Below are 24,545 nucleotides of genomic sequence, written 5' to 3'. Positions count from 1 at the left end.
CTTGGATCGTAAAACCTACATCACAATTTTTATTCTAATTATCTTACCCATAATTTCTATTTTGTATAAGTTAAATGTTGCTGATTTATCTCTTTTGCCAGTAGCAGTTGATGATACAGTCAATTTACAAGTTGTTATTTCTCCCAAGGAAAATGTTGCCATCTCTGAAGTTGTATTTCCTATCCCAAAACAATTTGTACAAGCAAAGGTTTTAAAATCGAATACCAAAACCGATGATTTGGATTTCAGAGTACAAAAAAAACAGTATGGACATTTGGGAATCTGGGAAGGGGAAGATTGGAATTCTCCTATAGGTTATTATGCGAAAATCAAAATGTTGCCCTATGAGAATAAAGATCCTGAACCTGAAATCCCAACTCCTCCTAAAAAAACAGTAACAAAAGAACCTTATTATCTTTCGTTAAAACAATTTTCCACAGATGAACTTTCTTTAGCAAAAAAATTATATGAACAAATTCATCCGTATGATAAAGATAACGTCGCTTCCGCAAAACAAATCTATTATTTTATCTCAGAAGAAATTATCAATTCCTATAAAGATATCTCGTTGTCTGACACCATTCGATTGAATAGTGGGAATGCGTATACACAAGCATTACTGTTTTCATTACTTTGCAGAATGAGAGGCATACAAGCTAGAACGGTTGCAGGTTTTGACCTGAGCAAACAAACCGAAAAAGACAACAAAAACAAAATCACATTTTGGAATGAAGTAAGGTTCCATGGGAAATGGTATTTTGTATCCACATATAAAAGTATCTTTGCAAGTTCAGTAACAGGTTACCTTCCTCTTTGGAAATCAGTGGAAGAAAAAAGAAATTTAGGCGAAGATCCAGTTACATTTCGTTATACGGCGTATATTACCAAATCAAATGTAAATCGATATAATTTTAAAGAATATAGTGAAGAGATAGCTTCTAGTAATAGTTTTTTAAGATATTACTCTCTATATAGTTTACCAACACCTTTACAAAACTTGTTTCGGTTGGTGATTTTAATTCCAATTGGAGCACTTGTCTTGTCAATCGCAAGGAATATGATTGGAATTCCCACATTTGGAATTTTTACTCCTATCTTACTTGCTATGTTCTTTTATGAAACAAATCTATGGTTTGGGATTGGGTTTTTTCTATTGATGATTGCCCTTGGTTTCTTTGAAAGGTTTGCACTCGACAAGTTTTACTTACTTGCAGTGCCTAGATTGTCTATATTACTCACAGTTACTGTTCTTACATTGATACTTTTTTCCATTATCAATGAGGAAATTTCAATTTTTAACCAAATGAGTGTTACCTTATTCCCGATTGTGATCACTACGATATTTGTTGAAAGGTTTTCAATTATGATCATAGAAGAAGGAGTGATGCATACAATGGTAACTTTACTTGGGACTTTGGTCATCGCACTTATCAGTTATATGATTTTTTTCTTTGGGTCTTTGCAGATTTTGTTTTTTACCCATCCAGAGTTACTTCTTATTGTCATTGCGATTCAAATTTTACTTGGTTTATACAAAGGGTATCGTATTTCCGAACTCTTTCGGTTTAGGGAAATTTTTAAATCATGATTTCCATTTTCCAAAAATTTGAATCTGCAGGAATTCTTGGAATTAATCGAAGGATCGGTGAATTCATTTTACCAAACAATCCGCGTGAGTTTTATCCACTGGTGGACGATAAATGGAAAACAGCTGAACTCACGAGACAGTTTCATGTTCCCATGCCCAAACATTATGGAGTCATTGATACTTTTGGTGGAATTCAAAAAACGAAAGACTTAGTCAAAGACCATCCTGGATTTGTGGTAAAACCAGCAAATGGTGGAATGGGCAATGGAATTTTAGTCATCACTTCTTCTGAAACATCGGAACGAGGGAAAATTATATACCAGAAATCGGATGGAAAGTTTTTACAAGAAAAGGAATTAAACCATCATATCTCTGGAATTTTATCTGGATTGTATTCACTTGATGGAAATTCAGATACATGTATTTTACAGGAACGTTTGGAATGCCATCCATTCTTCCAAGAGATTTCGTTTCGAGGGATACCTGATATCCGTGTCATTGTATATTTGGGTTACCCAGTGATGGCAATGTTACGTTTGCCAACAAAGGAGTCTGGCGGTAGAGCAAATTTACACCAGGGTGCATTAGGTGTTGGAGTAAACTTAGTTAATGGAACTCTAACACATTCAGTATGTAATGACAAACTCATTGAAATCCATCCAGACACAAAACAGACATTAAGTGGACGAGTCATCCCTCATTGGATTTCTATATTAGAGATGTCTTCTAGGTGTTATGATATGTCTGGACTTGGTTATTTGGGTGTGGACATTGTTCTCGATGAAACAAGGGGTCCATTATTATTAGAAATGAATGCACGACCTGGGCTTGGGATACAAATTGCAAACCGAGAGGGACTTGTTGGGAGATTAAAATTAGTGGAAAGGATTCGAAATTCGGCGGATGGACCAAAGGACCGTGTCCACCGAATCTTGGATGAGTTTAAATGAACTAAGCTGTTTGTTTTGCTGTTTGGAAAACTGTGCGATTGAGAAGAGCCATTGCTCCAAACAGAATTCCTGAATACACGAAATCACCCATAATTGAGTTTTGGAAAAATGGAATCGCCATTACAAAACATTCTCTGAGACCAGAAACATTCAAACTGTACATCCCACTTGTTGCCCAAACAGCCAAGTTTGTCACAACAAAGAAAACAACGGAACCAATCAAAGTATACCCAAATGCTTTTGAAACTGAAGTTTTGATTTGTTTACCAAACAGAACAGAAAGAACCATAAATCCGTAAACAACTGGCATTAGGTCATGGAATCCGAGGTATAAATCAGATACAAACATCGCAAGGATGGGAACCACTAGGGCTAACTTTCTGTCAGTCAAATAGGCACCAGAAAAAAGAGAAACAGCCAAAACAGGCGTAAAATTGGGAGGGTGCGGTAAAATACGACTTAGGACAGTGGCAATCACCATCAGGATGGCAACAGAAACTCGAGATTGGAACATAGGGATAGACTCGTAAAGGGGGGGGGCTTTCGCAAGATAAAATTTGCGTTTGCTTCCTTGGTTGATCGGGAAAAAATACAAAGAGTGAACCCTCCCAATTCTGATTCACCGATCCAAAATCTACTCAAACTTACCAGTGACCTTCGTAGCCCAGAAGGTTGTCCTTGGGACAAAGAACAAACCCATACTTCAGTCATCCCCCATTTACTCGAAGAAACGTATGAAGTGGTTGATACCATTGAACGTGGTGATGATGCCCATTTACGAGAGGAGTTAGGAGACTTACTATTCCAAATCACCTTCCATAGCCAACTTGCAATGGAACGAGGGGCGTTTTCATTTGATGATGTGGCAAATGATGTCTTTCAAAAATTGGTATACCGCCACCCTCACGTCTATGGAAACAAAGAAAGAATTGGTTCGGGTGAAGAAGTTCTTACCCAATGGGACCTATTAAAACAAAAAGAAAAAGAGAATAAAGGAATCGATAGTTCCGACAGAAGTATCCTTGCAGGAATTCCGAAAGCACTCCCTGCCATCCAACGATCAGAAAAAATCCAATCAAAAGTCACCAAACATGGATTTGATTGGCCAACTGTTTCAGGTGTGTTTCAAAAATTCCAAGAAGAAATTGGTGAGTTAGATGTAGAACTCCAAAAACAAGGTTCACTCCAATCTAAAAAATTAAAATATGATCCAAACATTGAAGACGAGTTAGGTGACCTTTTCTTTTTACTCGTCAATTTATCTCGAAAACTCTCCATCGATCCAGAAACTTGCCTTCGCCGTGCCAATGAAAAATTTGAGTCTAGGTTTCGCACCTTAGAAGGTCTAGTGGAACAATCAGGCAAAAATTTAAAGGATTATTCTCTGGAGGAACTTGATCGATTTTGGGACCAAGCAAAATTGCAATTGAGAAATATATGAATTCCATTGGTCTAAACGATTTACCGATATTAAAAGAACTATCAATCATCGCCTATAAGTGGTTATCTGAAAACTTTCCAATTTCAGACCACCAAACAAATTTTGATCCAAATTCTGAACTTTTATTCCCCATTCGGTGGAAAACCAAAATTGAAGGTGAGATCTTTGAATGGGTTGTCTCTGATATGGGATCCATTACACTCAGGTTAGGTGGAATCGAGGGGAACCGTCGTAACCCAGCACCCATTTTTTACCTAAGCCTTCTCAAAAAAGAAGGAGCAGAGTTCCAATGGGCCGATCCCGAAGGGAATTCTGTATCGTTCCCTCATCCTTCCATCATTGATGATGTCAAATCCCGAGTGCAATTGTATTTGGATTCGGTATCTTAAATCTAGAAGATATGGTGTAGTAAGTTATGCTCATATACTCAATGAAACGATTGATAATTTTCTTTTTGATAACAATGCAATTGAACTTTTCAGATGATGTATACGCATCAATTGGTAAAAAAAAATGTGATATTTTTCACAAAGGTATTTTCTCCTATAGTGTCGATTTAGGTGAATTGATTGTTGTGAGAAATGAATGGGAAGAGGTGAGTTATCGAGTGTATCCAGATAAATTCATCAAGTCTTCTGTTAAGTGGATTTCTCCTTGTGTTGCCGAGTATAAAGTATTGGAAGTTAAAGACGAACTTTTAAATGCAGATTTTGTGAAAAAGATATATAGTTCAAGAAGTTACTTACACATTACAGAAATTTTCGCTGATGGTTATTCTTATAAATTAACTGACAGCAAGTTTCCAGAAGTTTATTATGGGAAGGCAAAATATTACAAGAAACCTCTTGGTACTCAATGAAATCCTTTTAAGAGTTTTAATTCACAGCCTACCACGTAAGCTGTGATGTTTTTATTGGAAAGAATTGGACAAAGTTTTAAGATTCTTTAACGTCCATCCCCACTTTTTTTTCAATATTCTCAATTCGTTTGAGCCATTTGTTTAGGTTCACAATGTTTTTGATATTCACTCGGTATTTTTGGAATTCTGGGTAAGTAAGTCCTAAATCCCAACCCACATACACATCTTTTGTTTTTGGTGAAGTTCGTAAACTTGATCCACCTGCGATGATAGTACCATCTACCAGTGTTAAATGGTCACTAATGGCACATGCTCCACCAATGATCACATTGTTTCCTAAAGTGACACTCCCTGCAAGGCCAGATTGGCCAGCGATGATCACGTGATCCCCCACCTTACAATTGTGAGCAACGTGAACCATATTATCAAACTTACATCCATTCCCGATGGTTGTATCTGTTAGGGCACCTCTATCGATTGTACAATTACTTCCAACTTCTACATCATCACCAATGACAACACGTCCCACTTGTGGAATTTTATTGTGTTTTCCTTCGGCAAAAACAAAACCAAATCCATCCCCACCAAAAGTGGAATTTCCAAATACAATGAATCGTTTTCCAACGATGGTATCATCAAAGAAAACACAATTTTTACCAATCCTTGCACCATCACCAATGTGAACTCGATCTCCAATTTTGACACCGTCTTCGATGATACAGTCGTTCCCAATCACACTGTCTTTTCCAATGGTTACAAAATGTCCAATGTCGGTATTGGATCCCACTTTCGCACTAGGATCAATGGCTATGTTTGTACTTCGTTTTCCTGAAGGTTGTTTTTCTGGAAAAAATAAGCGAATGATCTTTGCAGTTGCGAGTTCTACCTTTGGGACAACGACCAAGGCTTTATCACTTAGAGAGTCTGCGGTTTCAGATGATACGATAAGTAAGGAGGCTTTTGAAGTTTTTGCTTCATTGACAAATGTTTTGGAAGCTACAAAAGAAATATCAGTTGTACCTGCAAGTGTCAACGATGTGAGACCAGTGAAGTTAACAGCAGAGAGGGTTTCGGAATTTAAAAATTTTGCTTCTGGAAGAAGTGTTTGGAGTGTAGTTAGATTGATTTGAGTCATCTCCGATTCCTTATCATTGGATTTAAGACAAGGAATCAGAGAGGTTAAAGTTTGGCTAACACTATTAAGTAGTTTTAACCAACAAGGATGAGATTATCCTTCAATTTTGTGTGCAATTACGTCATCTAAAGAGAACGATCCAGCACCTTTGATGATTAATGGAATCGCAAGACCCACTGCAAGGATATGGTACTCATAACCGTAACCATTATTGTTCACAAAAAAACCATTTGGTAAGTGTACAAGCACTGCTGCTACAACCATAGTGGATGCAATTCCAAACGCTGCAAGGCGAGTGAAAAGTCCAAGGATGAGTCCAATTGCGCCAAAAAATTCTGCAACGATGGCAAGTACTCCAAAAATGTAAGGGATTCCTAAACTTCCGAAAAATCCCATGGTTCCTTCGAATCCGTATCCACCGAATGATCCGAGAACTTTTTGAGCTCCGTGTGGGAAAATGACGAGACCGAGTGTCACACGAAGGATCGTGAGAGTGATGTCTTTGTTGGTTGCGAGCAATTTGTAAAACATAGAACCTCTTATTGCTAAATAGTTTAATATCAAACTACTTAATGATAGGGAAATGGGTCAATCTAAAATTTAGAATTTTTCTCAAGTTTTTTCGTACACGAGAAAGATCTCGTTTCCTTTGGCAAAATGTTGTTTTAGGGTCCAATTCTGTTTGTCAAAACCTGGAAGTTCGGAGGTCCTATCGGCAATTCCAGCAAGGCCTGTTTTTCCAATGATATAAGGCACTACTGTGATATAAATGCGGTCCACAAGATCAGCTTCCAAAAAGGAAAAATTGAGTTTAGGGCCTCCTTCGAGGAGGACGTTTTTGTATCCTTTTCGTTTCAGGATCCCGGTCACTTTTTTCGGGTCAATGTCATCAGAATCCAAAGCAAAGATCTCTGCTTTGTTCTCTAAACTTGTTTTGATTTCTTTTAAATTGGATTTTGTGCAGATGATGAGTGGGATGTGGTCAGATTCCTCGAAGACATGTTTGTCTGGTGGAAGGGTTCCTTTTCGGACAAGGATGACAGGCCGTGGGTTTAAGGCATTGGGAACTGCGCGGATTTTTACGATCGGGTTGTCATTAATGATGGAGTTTTTTCCAATGAGGACTGCATCGGATTGGGAGCGGTAAACGTCCATTTGGGTTTTGTCTTCACTGGAAGTGAGGCCATACCATCGGCCATCGGGGCGAACAACCTTTCCATCCAAGGTCATTGCCATATTAATCGATAATTTCATGAAATTTTCCTCCGAGAGAGATTCTGCAATTCGCGCTGGAGGATGTGGTAGACCTGCATTGAACAGGTCCCGCAGCCGGTAGAGGCTCTTGTTGTTTCTCTAATTTGTTCCATGGTTACGGCACCCGCATGGATGGCACGGACTAAATCTTCCTCCGTTACCATTCGACATAAACAGACCCGTTTTGGTCTCATTAGGGAATTTAAATCGAAAGGATCCATACCTGAACTAATCATTTGACAGATTTACGAAAGGGAGGGAAACTCTTTAATTACTTTCAACCAAGGAAAATTCTGAAACCCTCTATGTCCCTAGACAAAAACCCGGAAGCCAAAAAGAAAAAAAACCGTGAAATTTTCGGATGGTGTATGTTTGATTTTGCGAACTCATCTTATACCACAGTCATTATCAGTGTCGTTTATTGTGAAATTTTCACAAGACTCGTTGTACCAGCAGAAGTTGGATCGGACAATCCGTTCCGTCTCGGGAATACTCTCTGGGCATGGGCTCTGGCAGCATCTTATTTATTTGTAGTTGCAACAGGACCCATCTTTGGTGCCATCACAGACTATAGTTCAAAGAAAAAATTATTCTTATTCTTTAGTTACATTGGTTGTGTAGTCGCCACTTTTTTACTCTATTATGTAGAACCAGGAATGATTTGGCTAGGAATGGTGCTTGTGGCTTTCTCCAATTTTTTCTTTGCTTCAGGTGAAAATTTTGCATCCAGTTTTTTACCCTTCCTTGGATCCAAAGAGGATCTGGGAAAAATTTCGGGATACGCATGGGGGATCGGTTACTTCGGTGGAATTGGATCCGTTGCCCTAGCCACCACTCTTGGTGATTATACCTTAGATAATTTCGATAACCTAAAGTTAGTGGGTCCTTACACTGCAATTTTTTTCTTAATCGCAGCGATTCCTACATTTTTATTCTTAAAAGAACCACATCTCCCACTTGGAGTATCACATAAGGTAAATTATTTTAAAATTGGAAAAGACCGAGTGATCCAAACCTTAAAGGATGCAACTCACTTCAAAGATTTGATGATCTATCTTGTTTCCTTATTTTTTACAATGGCTGCACTTGCGATTGTCATTTCTTTTGCCTTCATTTATGGATCCCAAGAAATTCATATCCAAGCAGAACACAAACAAGCAATGTTTATCTTCATTCAAATTTCTGCTGCAATTGGAGCACTTGCATTTGGTGTGATCCAAGATAGTATAGGTGCTAAAAAAACCTTTAACCTTACTCTTGTTTTGTGGCTCGTGACTTGCGGATTAATTTATTACGTTCATGATCTCACAACATTTGCAAATGGTATCCTTGGTAAAAATTGGACTGTTCAGTGGGTGTTTGTTTTTATTTCCTCTCTTGCGGGAATGGGGCTTGGGTCCACACAATCGGCATCCAGGGCACTTGTTGGTATTTTTAGTCCAGAATCAAAATCAGGAGAGTTTTTTGGGATGTGGGGACTTTCGGGAAAAATTGCAGCAGCACTCGGGCTCTTTTTATTCGGTTACATCCAAACCTTGGTAAGTTTACGAAATGCCTTCCTGGTTGTTGCTTTCTTTTACTTTTTATCACTACTCATTAACTTATTTGTAAATGAAGAGAGGGGAGTTGAAGCGGCCAACCGTTTCCAAGAAGAAACATGATTGTAGAAGACGAGGACGATTTTGAATTACACCAGAGCCAAAGAAATTTGGCTCTCGCTACCATCGACGAATTGATGTTAACGAAAATGGATTTGTTAGATGCCGAGAAAAAAGTCCCTCGTTTTATCAATAATGCTTTGTCTTATTTAAAAAGGAAGTATGTGACTGAGGAGCAAACGATTTCGCAGCTCCTCATGAGTCGAAGGGAAAAACAACAATCTTGAGGTTTTGTTCTTAGATCTTTATTTAGTTAGTATTATAATCCAAAATTTTTGTGATCATTTGTTTTTGATCCAACTCAATACTACGTAATTTAAAAGCAGTTTGTTTCGCAATTTTACGTAACATCTTTTTATAAGACATCATGATATGTTTTTGTTTCTCATAAGGAAGAGGATCTTTTTCGTCGTTTAACACCATCGCGATGTCAGCTTCTGAAGTTTGTACAGGATCATTTGGCCAAATGGTATCAGAAGTCAAAGAACGAAAGTACTCCAATCGAATATCAGAGTTGGTATCTAATTTTGCTTCTCCTTTTTCATCTTTTTCTGGGCTTTCTGATCTTGGAGATGGGTTTATGAGGCGTCGCATTTCTTTGACATGGATGGTTCCATCTGCATTCACTCTTCGGAATGCTAAAATGATTTTGTCTAAGTCACTAAAATCCTCTTTGGGATAAATATAAGCAATGCCATCATATAAAAATACAGTAGGCCAATCGATGTAGGATTGCCCTTGTGGAAGTTTGATTTCCAAATACGGTTTTCCATCTTTGTCTTTTTTATATAACTCTTTGTGTTCTTGTGGAGTTTGTGCTAAGTATTGGGCTGCTGTTTTATCGACACCTAACTCCTGTAATTTTTTCATCTTACGAAGGTTTTCGATGATACTTGCATGTAACGTATCAATTTCGTTGTCCCCAAAACCATTTTTCCTTTGTAGGTCGATTTGTTTTTGGGACTCCCTTTCCTTTAATGTGGCGGAAGCTGGTTTTTCTGCAAAAACTGCAGTCATTCCTAAAAAGTAACAGAGAAGAATGGAAAATCGTAGCATCATGACATACCTCTAGATGTTGTCCTTTATAGTATCGAATCTTTCTGTGTCGATTCTTGAATGGAAGTGAGTTAGATTTTTATTTGGGAAAAAAATCGCAATAAGGCCTGGAATAGGTCATCTTCTGCTTCTTTTGCCTTGGGGATAAGGCCTGATAACTGGATGTAACCATGCACTAGGGAAGGAAAATGCCTTTCTTCCACTTTGACACCTGCTGTTTGGAGGTGTTTGGCATAGGTTTCGGCCTCTTCTCGCAAAGGATCAAAACCGGCAATGCCAATGTAGGTAGGAGGGAGACCTTTTAACTCTTTCGTTTCCGCCAAAACAGGTGAATTCTGAACGAGAAGTCTGTCCTTGGTTTGGGGGAGATAATTTTGGATGAACCATCGCATGAGAGATCTTGTTAAGACATAATTTTCACCAAAGAGTTCATAGGTATCAGATTCTTTGGAAGTATCAAGCATGGGGTAGAGTAATGCTTGGTAAATGGGTGCTTGCACATTGTTTTTTTTGGCACGTAAACAAAGGGTAGTGGCAAGAAGGGCTCCTGCACTGTCACCACAGACCGCAATGGCCTTAGGAGAGCCTCCGAAAATATAGGCAGAATTTCGGACATATTGGTACGCAAGCCATGCATCTTCATGGGCAGCGGGATATGGGTGTTCGGGTGCTAACCTGTAGTCCACAGCAATGACAATACTTTTTGTGTAATGGGACAATTTGCGACAAAACGAATCATGTGTCTCCAAATTGCCGATTGTGAGTCCACCACCATGGAAAAAAAGAACAGTTGGTAAGTTTCTCTTTTGTGGATTTGCATTGTACACACGGATGGGAATAAAAGAAGCACTTGGTGTTGGGATGAGTTTGTCTTCGATATGAGCGATAGGGAATTCCGCTTCTTCAAACAATTTCATTTGGTCCCTGTAGTGTTTTCTCGCTTTTTCGGGACTCATTTGTTCCATTTTAGGAAGGTACTTTGCAATGTTACATGCCAGTGCACAACGTGGGTCCAAAACATTGGTTTCGTTTGTGTTGTTTTTTCGTGTGAGAGTGGATATCCAATTCTCTGGTAGGGAAAAGACAAACTGTGCGACTGATTTTTTGATACCTAACATTAAATAACCGATAATCTTTCTTGTAACATTCTATAGATTAAAAACAAACCATAACTATCTAATTTGCAGTAAGCTATCAAATCCTCCAAAACACGTTTTTTTTCTTCGGCTGTCACCTGCTTTTTTATCAATCTCAAATATTGGTAATTGGCATCTTGTCCTTCACGGATTGTAAGTCCAAAATGGCTCTCGTCACTAAAACAAGGTAGGATTTCCTTGAGAGATGCCTTCCCATTTTGCCCAGGATGGTAAATCCAAAGTTTTTTAAAAGGCAAAGCTAGGTCGATAAACATCGATTTGATTGAATCCCAAAATTCTAAGTATTCTGGAAAGACGGATGCGGATTCTTGGATGATCAATTTTTCAAAAAAATCATTAAACGAGAAGATGGTAATGCCTTTTGGAAGGTCATTTTGTAGATGTTCCATCACATTCTTTCTAGGATCACTTCCCAAATCATCATGTAAGTACGTTTTGTGCGTTAAAGTATCCGTTTCCTGGTCCCAAATGTGAAGGGAATATAAGTACGGGATGTGTTGGAAGGGTTTTGTCTCTGGGTAAATTGGTAGATAGGGATTGATGGATTCAAAATCAAGGAAGGCAACAGATTTTGTCACATTAGATAGGTATTGTGAAAGTGCCACAGTATCAAAATGAACCGTTCCTGAACGATGTGACTCTTTTTGGATTTTTTGGATGGGAGAAAGTTCTGAATCAGGGACGGATTCGTACGAACTGTACCCTGATTGAAACCATTGTTTTGCCAACTCAGAACTATCACGGTAATCAAAAATTTCCTTCGCGGCCTCTTTTCCTTTGGCGCAGTGGGATGGTGACAAACATGTCTTTAAGGAACGGCAACTTGGTTTGTTCTCTAGAAATGAATAAGGAAAATTTCCTTCGTTTCCCGTTTGAATGGTTTGTAAAAATAGATTCCATTCTTCTTCTCTCACACCAAACCCTGATTCCATTCGGGGAGTTACATCATCAATGAGTAAATAATCTTCAGACGGTATTTCTCCCCCTTTGTACACAAATTTAGTTTGGATACGAATGAGTTTAAATCCAAGGACACGGTATCCTAATCCTTCCACCAATTTTTGGTAAAAGAAAAAAGACCGAAGGATGTCTTGTTTGATGGAACCAATCGGACGAAAATCCCAAAGGATCCAACCATCCCTTTCCTTATCGTATTCCATCAATTCGACACTGCCAACAAAGTTTTGGAATCGGAGTTGTGATCCAAAATGTGAAATATTTTGTTTTAAATAATTTGCCGATATCTCAATCGACTCTTCTCTGTTAGTCGACTTTTCTACAGTTGGTGTGTCTGGGAATAATCCTTTGCACAAGGAAAGAAAATCTCCCCATTCCAAATATCCACCAAAGGATGCCGTATTTGGTTTTTGTATGACTCCTTCACGGATCAAATGGAATGCATTTTGACATTTAAGAGCTTGTAAGTATAAGGATTTTGTAATGGGAGTCAAAGGGTTATCAAACGAGTTGGTATAAATTTTCCCATTCATTTACATACTTGGCAAATGAAGTTTTCCATTCGGCACTACATTCAACCAATGCTTCAGGTAAAATGACAAAAAATTGGAACAAAGCATTTTGATTTGTTGTTATCACTTTGTATTTGTTTTCAATTTTTTCGTATTCTGTTCCTTCCAAAAAAGACATCCATCTATCTTCATAATTTTCTTGGATCGTAAAATTGATTTCTGTCTCTGGATGAACTTTTAGAGAAAGAGGATGAAAATTTAAATCTTCCTTCGAGATTTTCAAATTCGAAAAAAACTCTTCTTTGGTTTCTTTTTTCACTGTGATTCTGGGAAGTATAAAACGACGTAGGGATTTTTTACCTCGGTCATAGGCTAACACATAAAAGTCTGTTGTGTTTTTTCGAATCAATCTATATGGTTCAATGGTTCTTTCTTTTTCGTCATAGCCATATACAATGGTGATTGCTCGTTTGTCTTTGATCGCTTGTAGGATTTTTTCTGTATTGGTTGTATCAACAGAATTTTCTTCAGAATCAATAGGAACAATTTGTTTTGTTAGATTGGGAATTAAATCCAAATGATGAGAAAATAGTTTTTGAGACAAACTAATGAGTTCTTTTGATAACTCGGAACTAAATAAAACTTTGGATAAATATTCTAATTCTTCTTTGGAAAATTTTAAGGAACGATCAATCGATTCTTTTTCAATGTAATAAGGAAAAAAGTCTTCAGATTGGTATCCATATTGAGCCACTTTGATATTAAATCCAAGGCTCTTTAATTGGTTTAGGTCACGGTATAATTTTTTACGATCCGATTCGATGTCTTCGTTTTTATAAAAACGTGGCATGATGTTGCGAAATTTCTGGAAACTAATTCCTTTGGGTTCGCGTAAAAGGTTGAACAACAAACTGAAAAGGCGAACCTCTGTTTCGTTCATTTTTTTTACTTCAATCATGGGAAAATCTTCAAAAGAAGCCATATCTTCCCAAAAAGTTTGTTTTTTTGATTCCGAAAAGTAGAAAATGAAAAAAATTGGAAAAGAATGCGTTTCATCGGCCCAATCATTTGCCTCGTATTAACAGTCAACTGTGCTACCTATTGGAAAAATCGTAAAAATGATCTAAAAGATATAGTCACAGTAGGAGCTGAGACTCCGATGTATGGAGCAGCTGTTAAAGTAGGGCCTCTTCCGATTGGATTTGTTTTCCAGGGTGGTGAATCAGAAATGGGAAAACGTGATTTAGGTCGTGGTGTTGGAATCAGAGGTGGAGAAATAGGGGGGTATCATTCCCAACAACTCGTCTTTGGTATCTTAGGTGGAGAAAGTTTCCATTCTGGTTCACCCGTCCTTGATGCAAAAGGCAATTGGCTTGTGGATAAAAAAGGTATTCCTCTCACGAATGATGAAAGGTCCAATTTAAAAAGTTATAAAATGAGATATTATTCTTATTTTTACGATCCAGTCAAAGATAGAAAGGCCAGAAAAAAAGAACACTTCAGACGAGAACTTACAAAAGACATAGTTGCAAGCACTGGCCAGAAAGAATTTTTAATTTACCTTCCCAAAGAAGATTTAAAACCATTTGGTTACCCTCCCGGTTATTCATGGAACGTCGAAGTAGTAGGTGGTGTGTATGGAGGAGCAAGGGTTGGATTTAATATTGCCGAAGCGTTTGATTTTTTGTTAGGATTTACCACCGTTGATTTGTTAGATGATGATGTGGAAGGAAAGGAAAAACCAAGTTTCCCTGGTTTTCCATTCCCAGCCCCTACCGACCAAGAAAACGAAGAAGAATCGGAAGGACCTTAATTCAATTATAGTTTGAAGTCTTTGGCAGTGATTTTGTTTTTAGGATCAAATGTTAACTTTAAAAACTTCTCTACAGTTTCTGGTTTTTCTTTGAGAGTGTAGTACTGGTCTGGAACATCTCGATCTTCAGCAAAGTACCAAGTCATGACAGTTCCACTTGGATCAATTGATTTTTCAGTTGGTTTACCAAGGACTGCTTCTGTTTTCACCAATCCATCACCTACTTTGATCATATCAATTTCAAGTTTGCGAAGTGCAGTGTGTGGGTGAACTTTTGTGCTTCCTGCTTGTACTTTGTTTCCTGAGGAACAAGCAACAAGGAATAACACGGATGTAAGTGTACTAAGGATCAATAATCGTTTGAACATAAACCTTTCCTAAAATGGATTCGGAAAAATTCTACAAGATTGGATCAGGATTGGCAAGTGTAATCTTTTCTCTTTCTTCATCGATTCGGTTGATTTTACTCAAAATCTTTTTAAAAAATGGAATTGTCATAAAAACAAGTCCAATCTCTAAAAATCCAAAAAAGAAGGAAAGGGCAGAAAAACTGTATTCTTGGGGTAAGAGGGAATTAAAAACGGACTGCATTTGCACAGAAACTATGGGACCTAACATAAATCCAAGAGAACCCACACCAGTAAATGCCGACATAGTGGTGGCCGTGAGTCCAGGTTTTGACATCTTACTTGCAAGCATCATAGAGGGAACAAACATCACACCTGCTCCAACCCCACAGATGAGCAAAAAAATAAACAAAAACCAATAATCATTGGTTGTTCCCGATAATCCTAAAAACACACCGTAGATAGTAGAACCAACTAAAACGAGTGGTAAAACGCCCGTTTTGCGAGACAATAATGCTGACGGATAGGACAATAAACTCATTGGGAAAAGGACAAGTCCCAAAAACACTCCCAACATACCTGGGTGGAATGCTAATGTTTCCCTCAAATGGATGTTAAATGATGATATAATAAATCCAACAGTAAAACGATCGATAAAATTAAATAAAAAAGGAACAAATAAGAATGGGTTTTCTAAAATAGCCAATTTTAAATCATTTAACTTAAAATCTTTTACTTTATGAATTCCTTTGTCTTTTAACATGAATAAACTCATGATTCCAACAAAAACTAAAATACCAGATCCAACATAAAAAGGTAATAGAGGATTACTCCTACCTAAAATTCCAAGAGGCATACCAAAGGCTCCACCAAGGGATAAAAACATACCTGTGATCCCCATAAGAATTCCTTTGCCATAATAACGTTTGTTTTTGGGATCATTCTCCTGGTCAGCAGCAGAACTTAAAAGTAATCCAATGATAAAAATGTGGGATGCTCCTTCCAAAAAACGAAGGAACAAAAATAATCCCATATCTGTAACGACTGTTAAAAGATAAAACAATCCAGCGTCCAAAAAACAGAATAAACTGATGAAGTATTTTCTGTTTTTGAAACGATCAGAAATGATTCCCGCAACTGGAGCAAACAAAAAAGATCCTAACATGGGTATACTTGTAAAATAGGCAACTTCCCAGTTGGATCCGAGCAAACGATCTTTTACGATATCTTTGACAACGGGCACAATCATTGTGACCGGCAACATCGATAAAAAAACTAAAGTTACGAGTGTATACGGGAATCCCAAAAATTAACCTGCTGGTAGAAGAGTTTGGTAACGTTCCATTCCAATATTTTGTTTCAGATCGGAATCAAGTTCCAAAAACAAAAATTTATTCAAATCAAACGTAGTTTTTGCTTCTTCTAGTAGTTCTGTTTTTTGCGAATCATTCAAAGGCAAAGTATCCAAATTTTGGCGATAAATTCCTTTAAATGCCATTAGATCTTCGATCTCTGGAAATTCATAAAAAGCAGTTCCTTCATTACCTTCTAGACCAAAGGTTTTTGCCACTACTTTTTTAATAGCCTGACCACCAGATAAATCTCCCAAATAACGCACGTAAGCTTGTGCTACTAAAAGTTCAGGTTTGGAATTTGCAATTTTGCGAATATGATCGATGTAGTTTTGAGTCGCTTTGGAAACTTCCCCTCTGAGTTTTGTTCCAAATTTCTTTTGGAATGTGGCAATATCTTCTGCCAATGTTTTTTCGCGAAACAAACTAGGGAAATACAGTTTAGAAAGGATGGGATTGTCTTTGTTTTGGCGGTAGAGGTCTTCCATGACTTGGTACACTGCGTGTAAACTTTCCAATTGGTAGGTGTAGGTTTGTGCGTCCAATCCCCCTCGGAAAATCGCACGGATGTAAGGTACTTTTTCCGTTTCCTCGTGTTTTTGTGCCGTCCCCTCTCGTAACATCATTGCAACTGACATAATGACTCCTTATCTCTGTGTGTGAGAATCAATCTCATATATGACACTTCCCTGACAATTGAGGGAACTGTCAAAGAGAATTATAGGGAGTCTTCCTGATTTGTCGAATTCCAGAATTCGAGTGGGGTGGACTTTCTTTGTTCGGGGTAGAGGAAATAGGAGAGGAAAAAAATCAGGATCGAAACAACAATCCCGATGGTGGCAAGGACTACGTCTTTTCCCACTTTACGGAAGGTATCCAGGTATGGCAGGTCCTTGTAGGTGATAACATTTAAAATGATCTCACGCCCAGCAAGGAGTCCTAGGAAGGCCCAAGTGGTGGACATTGGGATATTACTAATCGCTTGGAAAAAAAATAACAAACTTCCATACACCAAATCTACAATTGTCGCGGCCTTTGCCCATTGGATGTCGGATTTTTCGGAAACCACTTGTTGGATGGTGCCACCATTGGTTCGGATGATGACAAGAAGGGCAAAGATCAAAATGAAAACAGCAACAAGGAATTCAAAGAGTCCCAATTGTCTAGGAAGGAAAACTGCGATATTGGCTGTGTCTTGGAACAGCCATGCCACCCAAAGGTACATCGTGGACAACCATTGCAAACGTGACCATCGCCTTTCGGAAACGGGGTCAGGAGTGTGAACCTCATGGTATTCATGTGGGTCAACTTTGACAAGAATGGCCCAAACCACTATGGCAACGAGGAAGGCAAGACCATAGCCAAAGAAAGATTTGGTTAACATTTGGTCGATGCTTTTGCCACCAAACAAACCTAAGACGAGAAATGTTGTGGATACGGGTGCTCTAAGCCTTGTGATGACAACGAGTAAAACAGGTGCTAGGAGTTGGAGTAAATTGAATTCTTTTGTTTCGGGGATGGAATCCAATCTGTGAAAATGGATTTCTCCGCCATGGAAAAACCATGCAAGTAAGTGCACAAAAAATAAAAGACCACCGAATACGAGGATCTTATGGAGCCAATGGACTGACTTTTTACTTTCGATAAAGGTCCCGATGGTTTGGACTGCATCATTACCTGCCACAGAGAACGATGCAATCGCAAAGGAAAACCATCCGAGATAATACCGAGGAATGCCCAGGAAATAACCAGCTGTGATCCCAATCACTAAAACGAAGGTAAAAACGAAAAATCGAATTTGGTCTTGTTTTGTTGGGTGCTGGTAATCAATTTCCTGGTTTTGGCTCATGCATTCATATAGTGTTTCGCATATCTCTCCGTAATTTCCTTGCGGTCGAAAAGAATGAACACGTCTGTAGTACCAAAAACAGAATCCAGTGCAGGAATTCCACAGATTTTAGCACCCACTCGGAGGTATCCTTTCAAAAGTGGAGGGATATTTTTGGAGATTGATTTAGGATCTTCCACATGAAAATTTGCATCAAAACCTGGAAGAACGTAATCAGGGTTTGGATACACACGAAATTCTTCTGGTGCAATTGCATCTTTGGCTTTTAAAAATCCATACGATTGTGAAGCAACCGATGCATCAGTGGAGTGGATGGATCCACAACCCATGAGATAACGAACATTATGTTTGTTCATGAATTCTGCAAGGCCTTGCCATAATAAAGAAATTACGGAACCATCTCTGTATTCAGGGTGAACACATGAACGTCCTACTTCTGCAATTTCATCTGGAAGGTTGTAAATGGATGTGATATCAAATTCGTTTTCGCTATAAAAACCGATTCCGTTTTTAGCATTTTGACGCGTGAGGATACGATAGGTTCCAACAATTTTTTTATCTTCTGTTGATTTATCGATTACGATTAAGTGGTGGCAGTATAAGTCATACTCATCACGATCTTTTCTGGTAGCAGAAGATTGTGGCAGACCTTCTCCCATTTCTAGGTTAAACACTTCATAACGTAACGCAAGTGCTCTTTCAATTTCGAGTTGGTTTTCTGCTAAACGAACTTCTAAAATTCGTTCTGTTTTACTGATAGTATTTGGTTTCATAGGATTTGTTTTCCTCTTGTTTATCTTCATATTACACTAAAGGTTCTCCGTTACGAATTTGTGACATTCCAATGAAATTCCAGGAAAGAATGAGGAAATGAATTCATTACAAATCGGTGACATACTTTATACTAAAAGTAGACAATCTAAGAGAATGGATCTCTTTCTAAATAAAGTAAAGAAATTTAATTCTAAATGGATTCGAAAAAACGGGGAAACAAGACTGAACAGTTTTGTGATTCTTTATTTGCATTGTAAAGTCTGAAGGAATTTAGTAATGAATACTCTATTTTTAAGGATTCAGAATGGGTTTGGATTGGAACCGCCAAATACCCGTTCCATGAACATGTTTTGATCTCTGTATTGGTAACTGTAAAACCAGGATGGAATTTCTGGTTGATCACAAGGATTTGTCCTTTCGGGAGTGGGCCAAAGGTAAAACTGTCTGGTTTCCAATTTGTCGGTTTGACGGATTGTAGTGATGGACTTAAAAAAAACTCTCCATGGTAGTTCCTCGAGTCAATGGTTTCATTGGAAAAATAAAAGGTAAGGTTTTCGTAAATGTCATTTATGGATACATTAGCTCTCAATGCTTGTAACATCCGAGAGTCAGAACCATAATCAGGAATAGAACTGATTGTGATGGGATAACTTTCCTCGTTATGAATGGATTCGGAAGGAGGTTGTAAGATAAAAATTTCATTTAAATATTTGGTATTCATTTTTCGCACATCGAGTGTGTGAAGGAATAATAAGAGTAGTAGTGAAATGGAAACATAGGATTTGAATTTTGGACGAATCATCTCCAAAATTGTATCGAAACACATTACCAAACTCCAACCATACAAAAAAACAACACTGAGACTCCATCTGGGATACACTCGTTCCTGGGAGTAGATAGGTAACTGTTCTAGAAGGCCTGCAGGGGAAAAGACCGAAGTTTTACCTAACATAATCCAAATTGTAATACCAAGTAACCCTAATACAAAGTAATACCTTCGTTTGGTGAAAAATAGAAGTGGTATTAAGTAGAATGGAATTTGGCCAAGATAGTTTCCGTATTCCCAATAACGGTATTGCATTTGTGATAAGGATTGGGAAAGAAGAGGGTGTTGGGAAGTCCCAAAGAAGATGGGATATAAATCAGATATGGATAGTGGGAATAAATCAGGGACAAAATACCTTCCGACATGGTGGACAAATAAAAACATTGGTATCCATTTGAAGGAAAGAACAATAAGAACCAAGATTACAATTTTCAAAAATCGGATGAATGTTTCTTTTGGATTGGTTGAATGGTAAATCTCCCAACCACTTAAAAAAAATAATAAAAATGTAATTTGTGTGATTGTATAAATTGCACCTTCAGATAACAAAATGTAGGCGATTAAGATAACAAGGAAAACAATCCATTTACTTTTGTTTTGAATGGTGTATAAAAAATAAAAAATAAATGCAGGCAAAAACAAACCTTGGATTTGGTTCATATGGCCAGCATAGAATTTTTGAAAAAAATAACCTGAGAATTGAAAGAAACAAACAAAGAGAATAGTGATGAGTTTCGAAGATTTGTTATATAGTTGGAAGGAATGGTAATTGAATCCCGCTGCGAGTACAAAATACAATACGAAACTGAATTTTAAAGCAATTAGGCTTGGAAATAGAATGGTAAGAAGATGGGTGAAACTCCCCAATTTGCTAGAAGGATTTTCCCAAACGGGAAACCCTGCTCCGTAATAAGGATTCCAGAGTGGAAAACTACCAAAGTCTAAAAAAGATTTTCGTAAAAACTCAACATGGAAAGTATATAAGTCCCAATCAAATCTTCCGAGAAGTTCATTGGATTCGAATACAATTGGAAAGTTCCAAAGATATAAGACAAAAAAGAAAACTAGGCCAAGGATCGGCCTAATGTGCTTCATCCCAATTTCCACCAAACTTGCCTTGCGCAACAATGGGAACTTTGAGTTTCATTGCGGATTCCATTTCTTCTTTTGCCATTTGGTAAAATTCTTTTTTTTCTTTCGGATCGACTTCAAACACGAGTTCATCATGTACTTGTAACAATAGTTTGGATCGAAACGATTCCTTTTTTATTTTTTCATGGATCCGAATCATTGCCAATTTGATCATATCGGCAGATGTACCTTGAATAGGAGAGTTGATGGCAACTCGTTTAGCACCTTCACTTACCATTTTATGTGAAGAATGGATATCGGGAAGGTAACGCCTTCGTCCAAGTAGGGTTTCTACATATCCATTTTCTTTGCAGAACTCAACGATCTCTTCCATATAAGTGGCGACACCTTTGTATGCGGCAAAATATTTCTCAATAAACTCTTTTGCTTCTTTTCTGCTGATTCTTAAATTATTGGACAAACCAAAAGAGGTAACACCATAAATCACAGAAAAGTTCACCACTTTTGCTTTGTTTCGCATATCGGGAGTTACTTGGTCTTCCGAGACACCAAAAATACCTGCAGCCGTGCGTTTGTGAATGTCAGCTCCAGATTTGTAAGCATCAATCATATTGGGATCATTTGAGAAATGAGCCATGATCCTAAGTTCAATTTGACTATAGTCAAGGGAAAGGATTTCAAAACCTTTTTTCGCAATAAACCCTTTTCGTAACAATCTTCCTTCTTCGTCTTTAATGGGGATGTTTTGTAAGTTTGGATTGGTAGATGAGAGTCGTCCTGTTGCTGCAATGGTTTGGTTATAACTTGTGTGGATCCGATTGGTTTTGGGATTCACAAGTGTTGGTAATGTATCTGTATAAGTGGATTTTAATTTGGAAAATTTTCGAATCGCTAATAGATCATCGATGATGGGATGGGTGCCTTGTAATGATTCCAAAACTGAATGGTCAGTAGAATAACCAGTTTGCGTTTTTTTCTCAGCAGGGAGTCGTAGATCTTCAAACAAAACTGTTTGCAGTTCTTTGGTAGAGTTAACATTGAATTGTCTACCTGCATAAAAATGAATGTTTTTTTCGTGTTCTTTGATTTTGGTATCAAAGGTCACAGACAATGATTCGAAGTATTTTTTGTCTACGGCAATTCCTTCAAATTCCATATCGGCTAATGTGAGTAGTACTGGCATCTCCATTTCATAAAACAGTTTTTTATGTATGTTTTCTTCCATTTTTGGTGAAAGGGCATTATGAAGTTGTAATGTGATGTCTGCATCTTCACATGCATATTCAGAAACTTTGTCTGGATCAATATCGTAGAGATTTTGTTTTTTCTTTCCTGTCCCAACTAACTCTTCGTAAGTGATGGTTTTGTAGTTGAGGTAATCAACAGCCATATCATCCATATTATGGCGTCTTTCTCCCGGATTTAAGAGATAGGAAGCAAGCATTGTATCAAAATAAATGCCCTTTAATTCAATTCCATAATTCTTAAATACGAGGAGATCGTATTTAATGTTTTGGCCCACTTTTTTCCACTTTTCATCCTCTAACATTGGTTTAAGGATCTTAAGTGTTTCTTCTGCTGAAGGGAGAAGGTGGCTGTAAATCGATTCGGAATGAGAGAAGGCAATGTAATAGGCAACACCTGGTTCTTCCGAAAAAGAAATACCAAGTATTTCTGCCATCATCGGATCCTGTGAGGTTGTCTCTGTATCGATGGATAAAGGTTTTTTCGAATTCAGTTTTGAGATGATTTTTTTTAATTCATCAATGGTTTGGATTCGTTTATAAGATTTTTTGGCGACAACTGTAGTAGAGGCAACAGAAGTTTTTCCTTTTTTAGATCCATCTGTAGACACTTCTGTGATCGATTCTTTTTTTCCTTTCGATGATTTTTTGGCAGCAGGAGATTCTTCTTTTGTGTCACCATCACTGGCAATGGGAATCCCTGCTTGTTTTGCTAAATCACGATGTAGGACATTGTAACCTTCATCCTTAAAATACTGAACTTTTTTGGGATCATGGTAGTTTGGTAATTTTAGATCCGACTTTTTAATGTCTAGTTTGAGATTGGTTACAATGGTTGCCAGTTTCCTGGACAAAAATGCATTTTCTTTTTCAGCAATGAGTTTATCGATCAGAGATTTATTTTTGACCTTATCAATTTTTTTGTAAATGGTTTCTAAATCTCCAAATTCTTGGATGAGTTTTGCGGCACCCTTTTCTCCAATCCCTTTTACGCCAGGAATATTGTCCGAAGCATCACCAAGAAGTCCCATATAATCAGGAACTTGTTCTTTTGTGATTCCGATATTTGCCTTCACCCACTTGGGATCAATTTTTTCAAACTCAGATACACCTCGTTTCCCACGTAACATGTGTATGTTTTTGTCTAATACTTGGTATAAATCTTTATCACTTGAAAGGATGACTATTTCTTCAAATTCCTTTCCAAACTTTTTGCAAAGAGATCCTATAATATCATCTGCTTCAATGCCATTGATTTTATACATTGGGAATTCCAATGCTTGTAACATTTCATATATTTTTTGGATTTGAGGTTTTAGATCTTCAGGCATAGGTTTTCTATGCGCTTTGTAATCTTCATAAAGGTCGTTTCTTTCTAACCTTGTGCCTGGATCAAAGGTAAAGGCAATATGGGTAACATGTTCATCTTGAAGCAGTTTAAAAAGCATCCTCCAAAAACCAAAAATGGCACCACTGGGTAATCCAGTTTTGGAATTGGTAAGATTTGAAGCGGCAAATGCAAAATAAGCCCGAAAGGCAAGTGCATGCCCATCAATGATTAATAATCTCCCACTCATTTGCCTTCTCCGTATAAGGAATCACCTAAAAAGGAATAATAAATTAATTTAGTTTTATCGATCGTTTTTGTGACGGAAAAACGTTTAACAGAGGTTTTGTTAAAGTTTCCGAATTGTTCCCTTAGGTCTTCTGAAGAAACAAGTTTGTCGAGGCCTTGGGCAATTACATCAGAATCTCCCACAGGGCAAACAAAGGCACCTTCGTTATGATCTAACATTTCTCCAATTCCACCACCATTGGTTGCGACAATTGGTAAACTACATGCCATTGCATCGAGTACTGCAGTCCCAAGTCCTTCTTCTTTAGATGTCAATGTAAATATATCGAATAAGGAAAGTAAGGCGGGAATATCTTTTCTGTATCCAGTGAAAATGATTTTGTCATTTAAGTTTAAACTATCGGTAAGTGTTTTTAGTTTTTTTTCTAACTTACCTTCACCGACAATCAAAAGTCGAAAATCAAGATTTGATTTCATCTTGGAGATGGCATGAATTAAGGTTTCTTGGTCTTTGTGGTCAACAAGGGCTGCCACATTTCCAATGATCACCGCTTTTTTGGGAATATGAAACTCTTCGCGTAAATATTCATGTGCTGTGGGTTTTGAAAATCGTTTGAGGTCAATTCCCGAATATACAGTGATGATCCGTTCAGGCGCAATTTTGCTACTGATCATTACTTCTTTAATTTTTTGAGAAACTGGAAGATAGTAATCGTTAGCTGGGTGTTGGTATTTCCATTTAGAGAAAAAGCTGGTTTTTGGTTTGAAGTCCACTCTCCTTGATACGATGAGAGGGATATTGAGATGATTTCGTTTAGCAAGTAATGCTAAAGTATGTGCGTGTGCAGTATGAGTATGAATTAGTTTGATATTTTTAGATAAACAGAGAGATCGAATATTCTTATATGCTTTTCTATCCCATTCTCCGCGCATCTCAATGGGAACAAACTCGTATCCGTTGTCTTTGCATTTAGTTTCGAGTGGTGAACCTGGTTGGCCCACTACCATTTGTGGGATTTTGTAATTTGCCAAACCTTGAACGAGATAATAAAGCTGTTGTTCTCCACCGCGCCATTCGCGAGAAGTGTTGATATGTAGGATCAAA

The 24,545-nt window shown here is 37.7% G+C and carries 25 protein-coding genes; 8 read left to right on the top strand and 17 right to left on the bottom strand.

The features are described from left to right. Position 1: 1 nt before the first annotated feature. On the top strand, positions 2 to 1,588 hold the full coding sequence (locus CH354_RS02060) for a 7TM domain-containing protein (RefSeq protein ID WP_100728996.1): 1,587 nt from the start codon (positions 2 to 4) through the stop codon (positions 1,586 to 1,588). Further along, complete coding sequence (locus CH354_RS02055) at positions 1,585 to 2,538, top strand: alpha-L-glutamate ligase-like protein (protein ID WP_100726178.1); 954 nt, start codon at positions 1,585 to 1,587, stop codon at positions 2,536 to 2,538. Before CH354_RS02060 ends, CH354_RS02055 begins: the two co-directional genes overlap by 4 nt. A gap of 1 nt (position 2,539) precedes the next feature. Here CH354_RS02055 and CH354_RS02050 read toward each other — a convergent pair whose 3' ends face one another. Continuing rightward, positions 2,540 to 3,052 carry a DUF6580 family putative transport protein gene (locus CH354_RS02050; protein WP_100726435.1) on the bottom strand — a complete coding sequence of 171 codons (513 nt, stop codon included), beginning with the start codon at positions 3,050 to 3,052 and terminating at the stop codon, positions 2,540 to 2,542. An 84-nt stretch (positions 3,053 to 3,136) separates the two neighbouring features. Here CH354_RS02050 and mazG point away from each other — a divergent pair, with 84 nt between their 5' ends. The 3 genes from mazG to CH354_RS02035 all read left to right on the top strand — a co-directional run bounded on the left by mazG (position 3,137) and on the right by CH354_RS02035 (position 4,838). Continuing rightward, a complete protein-coding gene (gene mazG / locus CH354_RS02045) occupies positions 3,137 to 3,979 on the top strand; it encodes a nucleoside triphosphate pyrophosphohydrolase (RefSeq protein WP_100726436.1) in 843 nt (280 codons plus the stop codon). Beyond that, entirely contained in the window at positions 3,976 to 4,368 is a 393-nt protein-coding gene (locus CH354_RS02040; RefSeq protein WP_100726179.1) for an LIC_13241 domain-containing protein, read from the top strand. Before mazG ends, CH354_RS02040 begins: the two co-directional genes overlap by 4 nt. Positions 4,369 to 4,442: 74 nt before the next feature. Continuing rightward, positions 4,443 to 4,838: a hypothetical protein gene (locus CH354_RS02035; RefSeq protein ID WP_100726180.1), complete on the top strand. Its 396-nt coding sequence runs from the start codon at positions 4,443 to 4,445 to the stop codon at positions 4,836 to 4,838. A gap of 76 nt (positions 4,839 to 4,914) precedes the next feature. Here the strand turns inward: CH354_RS02035 and lpxD are convergent, their stop codons facing one another. From lpxD to CH354_RS02015, 4 genes are all read right to left on the bottom strand, one after another. After that, a complete protein-coding gene (lpxD, locus tag CH354_RS02030) occupies positions 4,915 to 5,973 on the bottom strand; it encodes a UDP-3-O-(3-hydroxymyristoyl)glucosamine N-acyltransferase (RefSeq protein ID WP_100726181.1) in 1,059 nt (352 codons plus the stop codon). A gap of 93 nt (positions 5,974 to 6,066) precedes the next feature. Continuing rightward, positions 6,067 to 6,504 (bottom strand): DoxX family protein, encoded by a 438-nt coding sequence (locus CH354_RS02025; RefSeq protein ID WP_100715645.1) that lies wholly within the window; start codon positions 6,502 to 6,504, stop codon positions 6,067 to 6,069. Between the two features lie 81 nt (positions 6,505 to 6,585). Next, positions 6,586 to 7,227 (bottom strand): RibD family protein, encoded by a 642-nt coding sequence (locus tag CH354_RS02020; protein ID WP_100715644.1) that lies wholly within the window; start codon positions 7,225 to 7,227, stop codon positions 6,586 to 6,588. After that, entirely contained in the window at positions 7,224 to 7,421 is a 198-nt protein-coding gene (locus CH354_RS02015; protein ID WP_265355909.1) for a (2Fe-2S)-binding protein, read from the bottom strand. The genes CH354_RS02020 and CH354_RS02015 overlap by 4 nt, the downstream gene beginning before the upstream one ends. Before the next feature lie 111 nt (positions 7,422 to 7,532). On the opposite strand from CH354_RS02015, the gene CH354_RS02010 reads away from it, so the two are divergent. Then, positions 7,533 to 8,888, top strand: coding sequence for an MFS transporter (locus CH354_RS02010; protein ID WP_100726437.1), 1,356 nt, complete (start codon positions 7,533 to 7,535; stop codon positions 8,886 to 8,888). Next, positions 8,885 to 9,112: a hypothetical protein gene (locus tag CH354_RS02005; RefSeq protein ID WP_015677408.1), complete on the top strand. Its 228-nt coding sequence runs from the start codon at positions 8,885 to 8,887 to the stop codon at positions 9,110 to 9,112. The genes CH354_RS02010 and CH354_RS02005 overlap by 4 nt, the downstream gene beginning before the upstream one ends. A gap of 22 nt (positions 9,113 to 9,134) precedes the next feature. On the opposite strand, the gene CH354_RS02000 is transcribed toward CH354_RS02005, so the two are convergent. The 4 genes from CH354_RS02000 to CH354_RS01985 all read right to left on the bottom strand — a co-directional run bounded on the left by CH354_RS02000 (position 9,135) and on the right by CH354_RS01985 (position 13,417). Further along, complete coding sequence (locus CH354_RS02000) at positions 9,135 to 9,944, bottom strand: LIC13212 family protein (RefSeq protein WP_100715643.1); 810 nt, start codon at positions 9,942 to 9,944, stop codon at positions 9,135 to 9,137. Positions 9,945 to 10,012: 68 nt separating this feature from the next. Next, positions 10,013 to 11,059, bottom strand: a complete 1,047-nt coding sequence (locus tag CH354_RS01995) for an alpha/beta hydrolase (RefSeq protein ID WP_100715642.1) — start codon at positions 11,057 to 11,059, stop codon at positions 10,013 to 10,015. Beyond that, complete coding sequence (locus CH354_RS01990; RefSeq protein ID WP_165780932.1) at positions 11,059 to 12,588, bottom strand: DUF2779 domain-containing protein; 1,530 nt, start codon at positions 12,586 to 12,588, stop codon at positions 11,059 to 11,061. The genes CH354_RS01995 and CH354_RS01990 overlap by 1 nt, the downstream gene beginning before the upstream one ends. After that, a complete protein-coding gene (locus CH354_RS01985) occupies positions 12,557 to 13,417 on the bottom strand; it encodes a helix-turn-helix transcriptional regulator (RefSeq protein WP_243395923.1) in 861 nt (286 codons plus the stop codon). The genes CH354_RS01990 and CH354_RS01985 overlap by 32 nt, the downstream gene beginning before the upstream one ends. Positions 13,418 to 13,612: 195 nt before the next feature. Between CH354_RS01985 and CH354_RS01980 the strand changes: the two genes are divergently transcribed. Next, positions 13,613 to 14,380: an LIC13411 family adhesin gene (locus CH354_RS01980; RefSeq protein ID WP_100726185.1), complete on the top strand. Its 768-nt coding sequence runs from the start codon at positions 13,613 to 13,615 to the stop codon at positions 14,378 to 14,380. A 5-nt stretch (positions 14,381 to 14,385) separates the two neighbouring features. On the opposite strand, the gene CH354_RS01975 is transcribed toward CH354_RS01980, so the two are convergent. The 8 genes from CH354_RS01975 to CH354_RS01940 form a co-directional block, all read right to left on the bottom strand. Continuing rightward, on the bottom strand, positions 14,386 to 14,748 hold the full coding sequence (locus tag CH354_RS01975) for an LIC13410 family lipoprotein (protein ID WP_100726186.1): 363 nt from the start codon (positions 14,746 to 14,748) through the stop codon (positions 14,386 to 14,388). Between the two features lie 31 nt (positions 14,749 to 14,779). Further along, positions 14,780 to 16,033 (bottom strand): MFS transporter, encoded by a 1,254-nt coding sequence (locus CH354_RS01970; RefSeq protein ID WP_100715638.1) that lies wholly within the window; start codon positions 16,031 to 16,033, stop codon positions 14,780 to 14,782. Between the two features lie 3 nt (positions 16,034 to 16,036). After that, a complete protein-coding gene (locus tag CH354_RS01965) occupies positions 16,037 to 16,717 on the bottom strand; it encodes a biliverdin-producing heme oxygenase (RefSeq protein WP_100726187.1) in 681 nt (226 codons plus the stop codon). An 80-nt stretch (positions 16,718 to 16,797) separates the two neighbouring features. Further along, the gene (locus CH354_RS01960) at positions 16,798 to 17,928 is read right to left on the bottom strand and encodes a hypothetical protein (RefSeq protein ID WP_100726188.1); all 1,131 of its coding nucleotides are present in this window, start codon (positions 17,926 to 17,928) and stop codon (positions 16,798 to 16,800) included. Further along, complete coding sequence (locus CH354_RS01955) at positions 17,925 to 18,701, bottom strand: GNAT family N-acetyltransferase (protein ID WP_100715635.1); 777 nt, start codon at positions 18,699 to 18,701, stop codon at positions 17,925 to 17,927. The genes CH354_RS01960 and CH354_RS01955 overlap by 4 nt, the downstream gene beginning before the upstream one ends. Positions 18,702 to 18,892: 191 nt before the next feature. Further along, on the bottom strand, positions 18,893 to 20,623 hold the full coding sequence (locus CH354_RS01950; RefSeq protein ID WP_100726189.1) for a glycosyltransferase family protein: 1,731 nt from the start codon (positions 20,621 to 20,623) through the stop codon (positions 18,893 to 18,895). Then, the gene (gene polA / locus CH354_RS01945) at positions 20,610 to 23,441 is read right to left on the bottom strand and encodes a DNA polymerase I (RefSeq protein ID WP_100726190.1); all 2,832 of its coding nucleotides are present in this window, start codon (positions 23,439 to 23,441) and stop codon (positions 20,610 to 20,612) included. Before polA ends, CH354_RS01950 begins: the two co-directional genes overlap by 14 nt. Then, complete coding sequence (locus CH354_RS01940; protein ID WP_100726191.1) at positions 23,438 to 24,544, bottom strand: glycosyltransferase; 1,107 nt, start codon at positions 24,542 to 24,544, stop codon at positions 23,438 to 23,440. The genes polA and CH354_RS01940 overlap by 4 nt, the downstream gene beginning before the upstream one ends. Position 24,545 lies beyond the last annotated feature (1 nt).

The sequence above is a fragment of the Leptospira levettii genome, from assembly GCF_002812085.1.
Taxonomy (GTDB): Bacteria; Spirochaetota; Leptospiria; order Leptospirales; family Leptospiraceae; genus Leptospira_A; species Leptospira_A levettii.
Note: the sequence above shows the minus strand (reverse complement) of the source record. Positions and strands in the feature narration are given on the sequence as shown.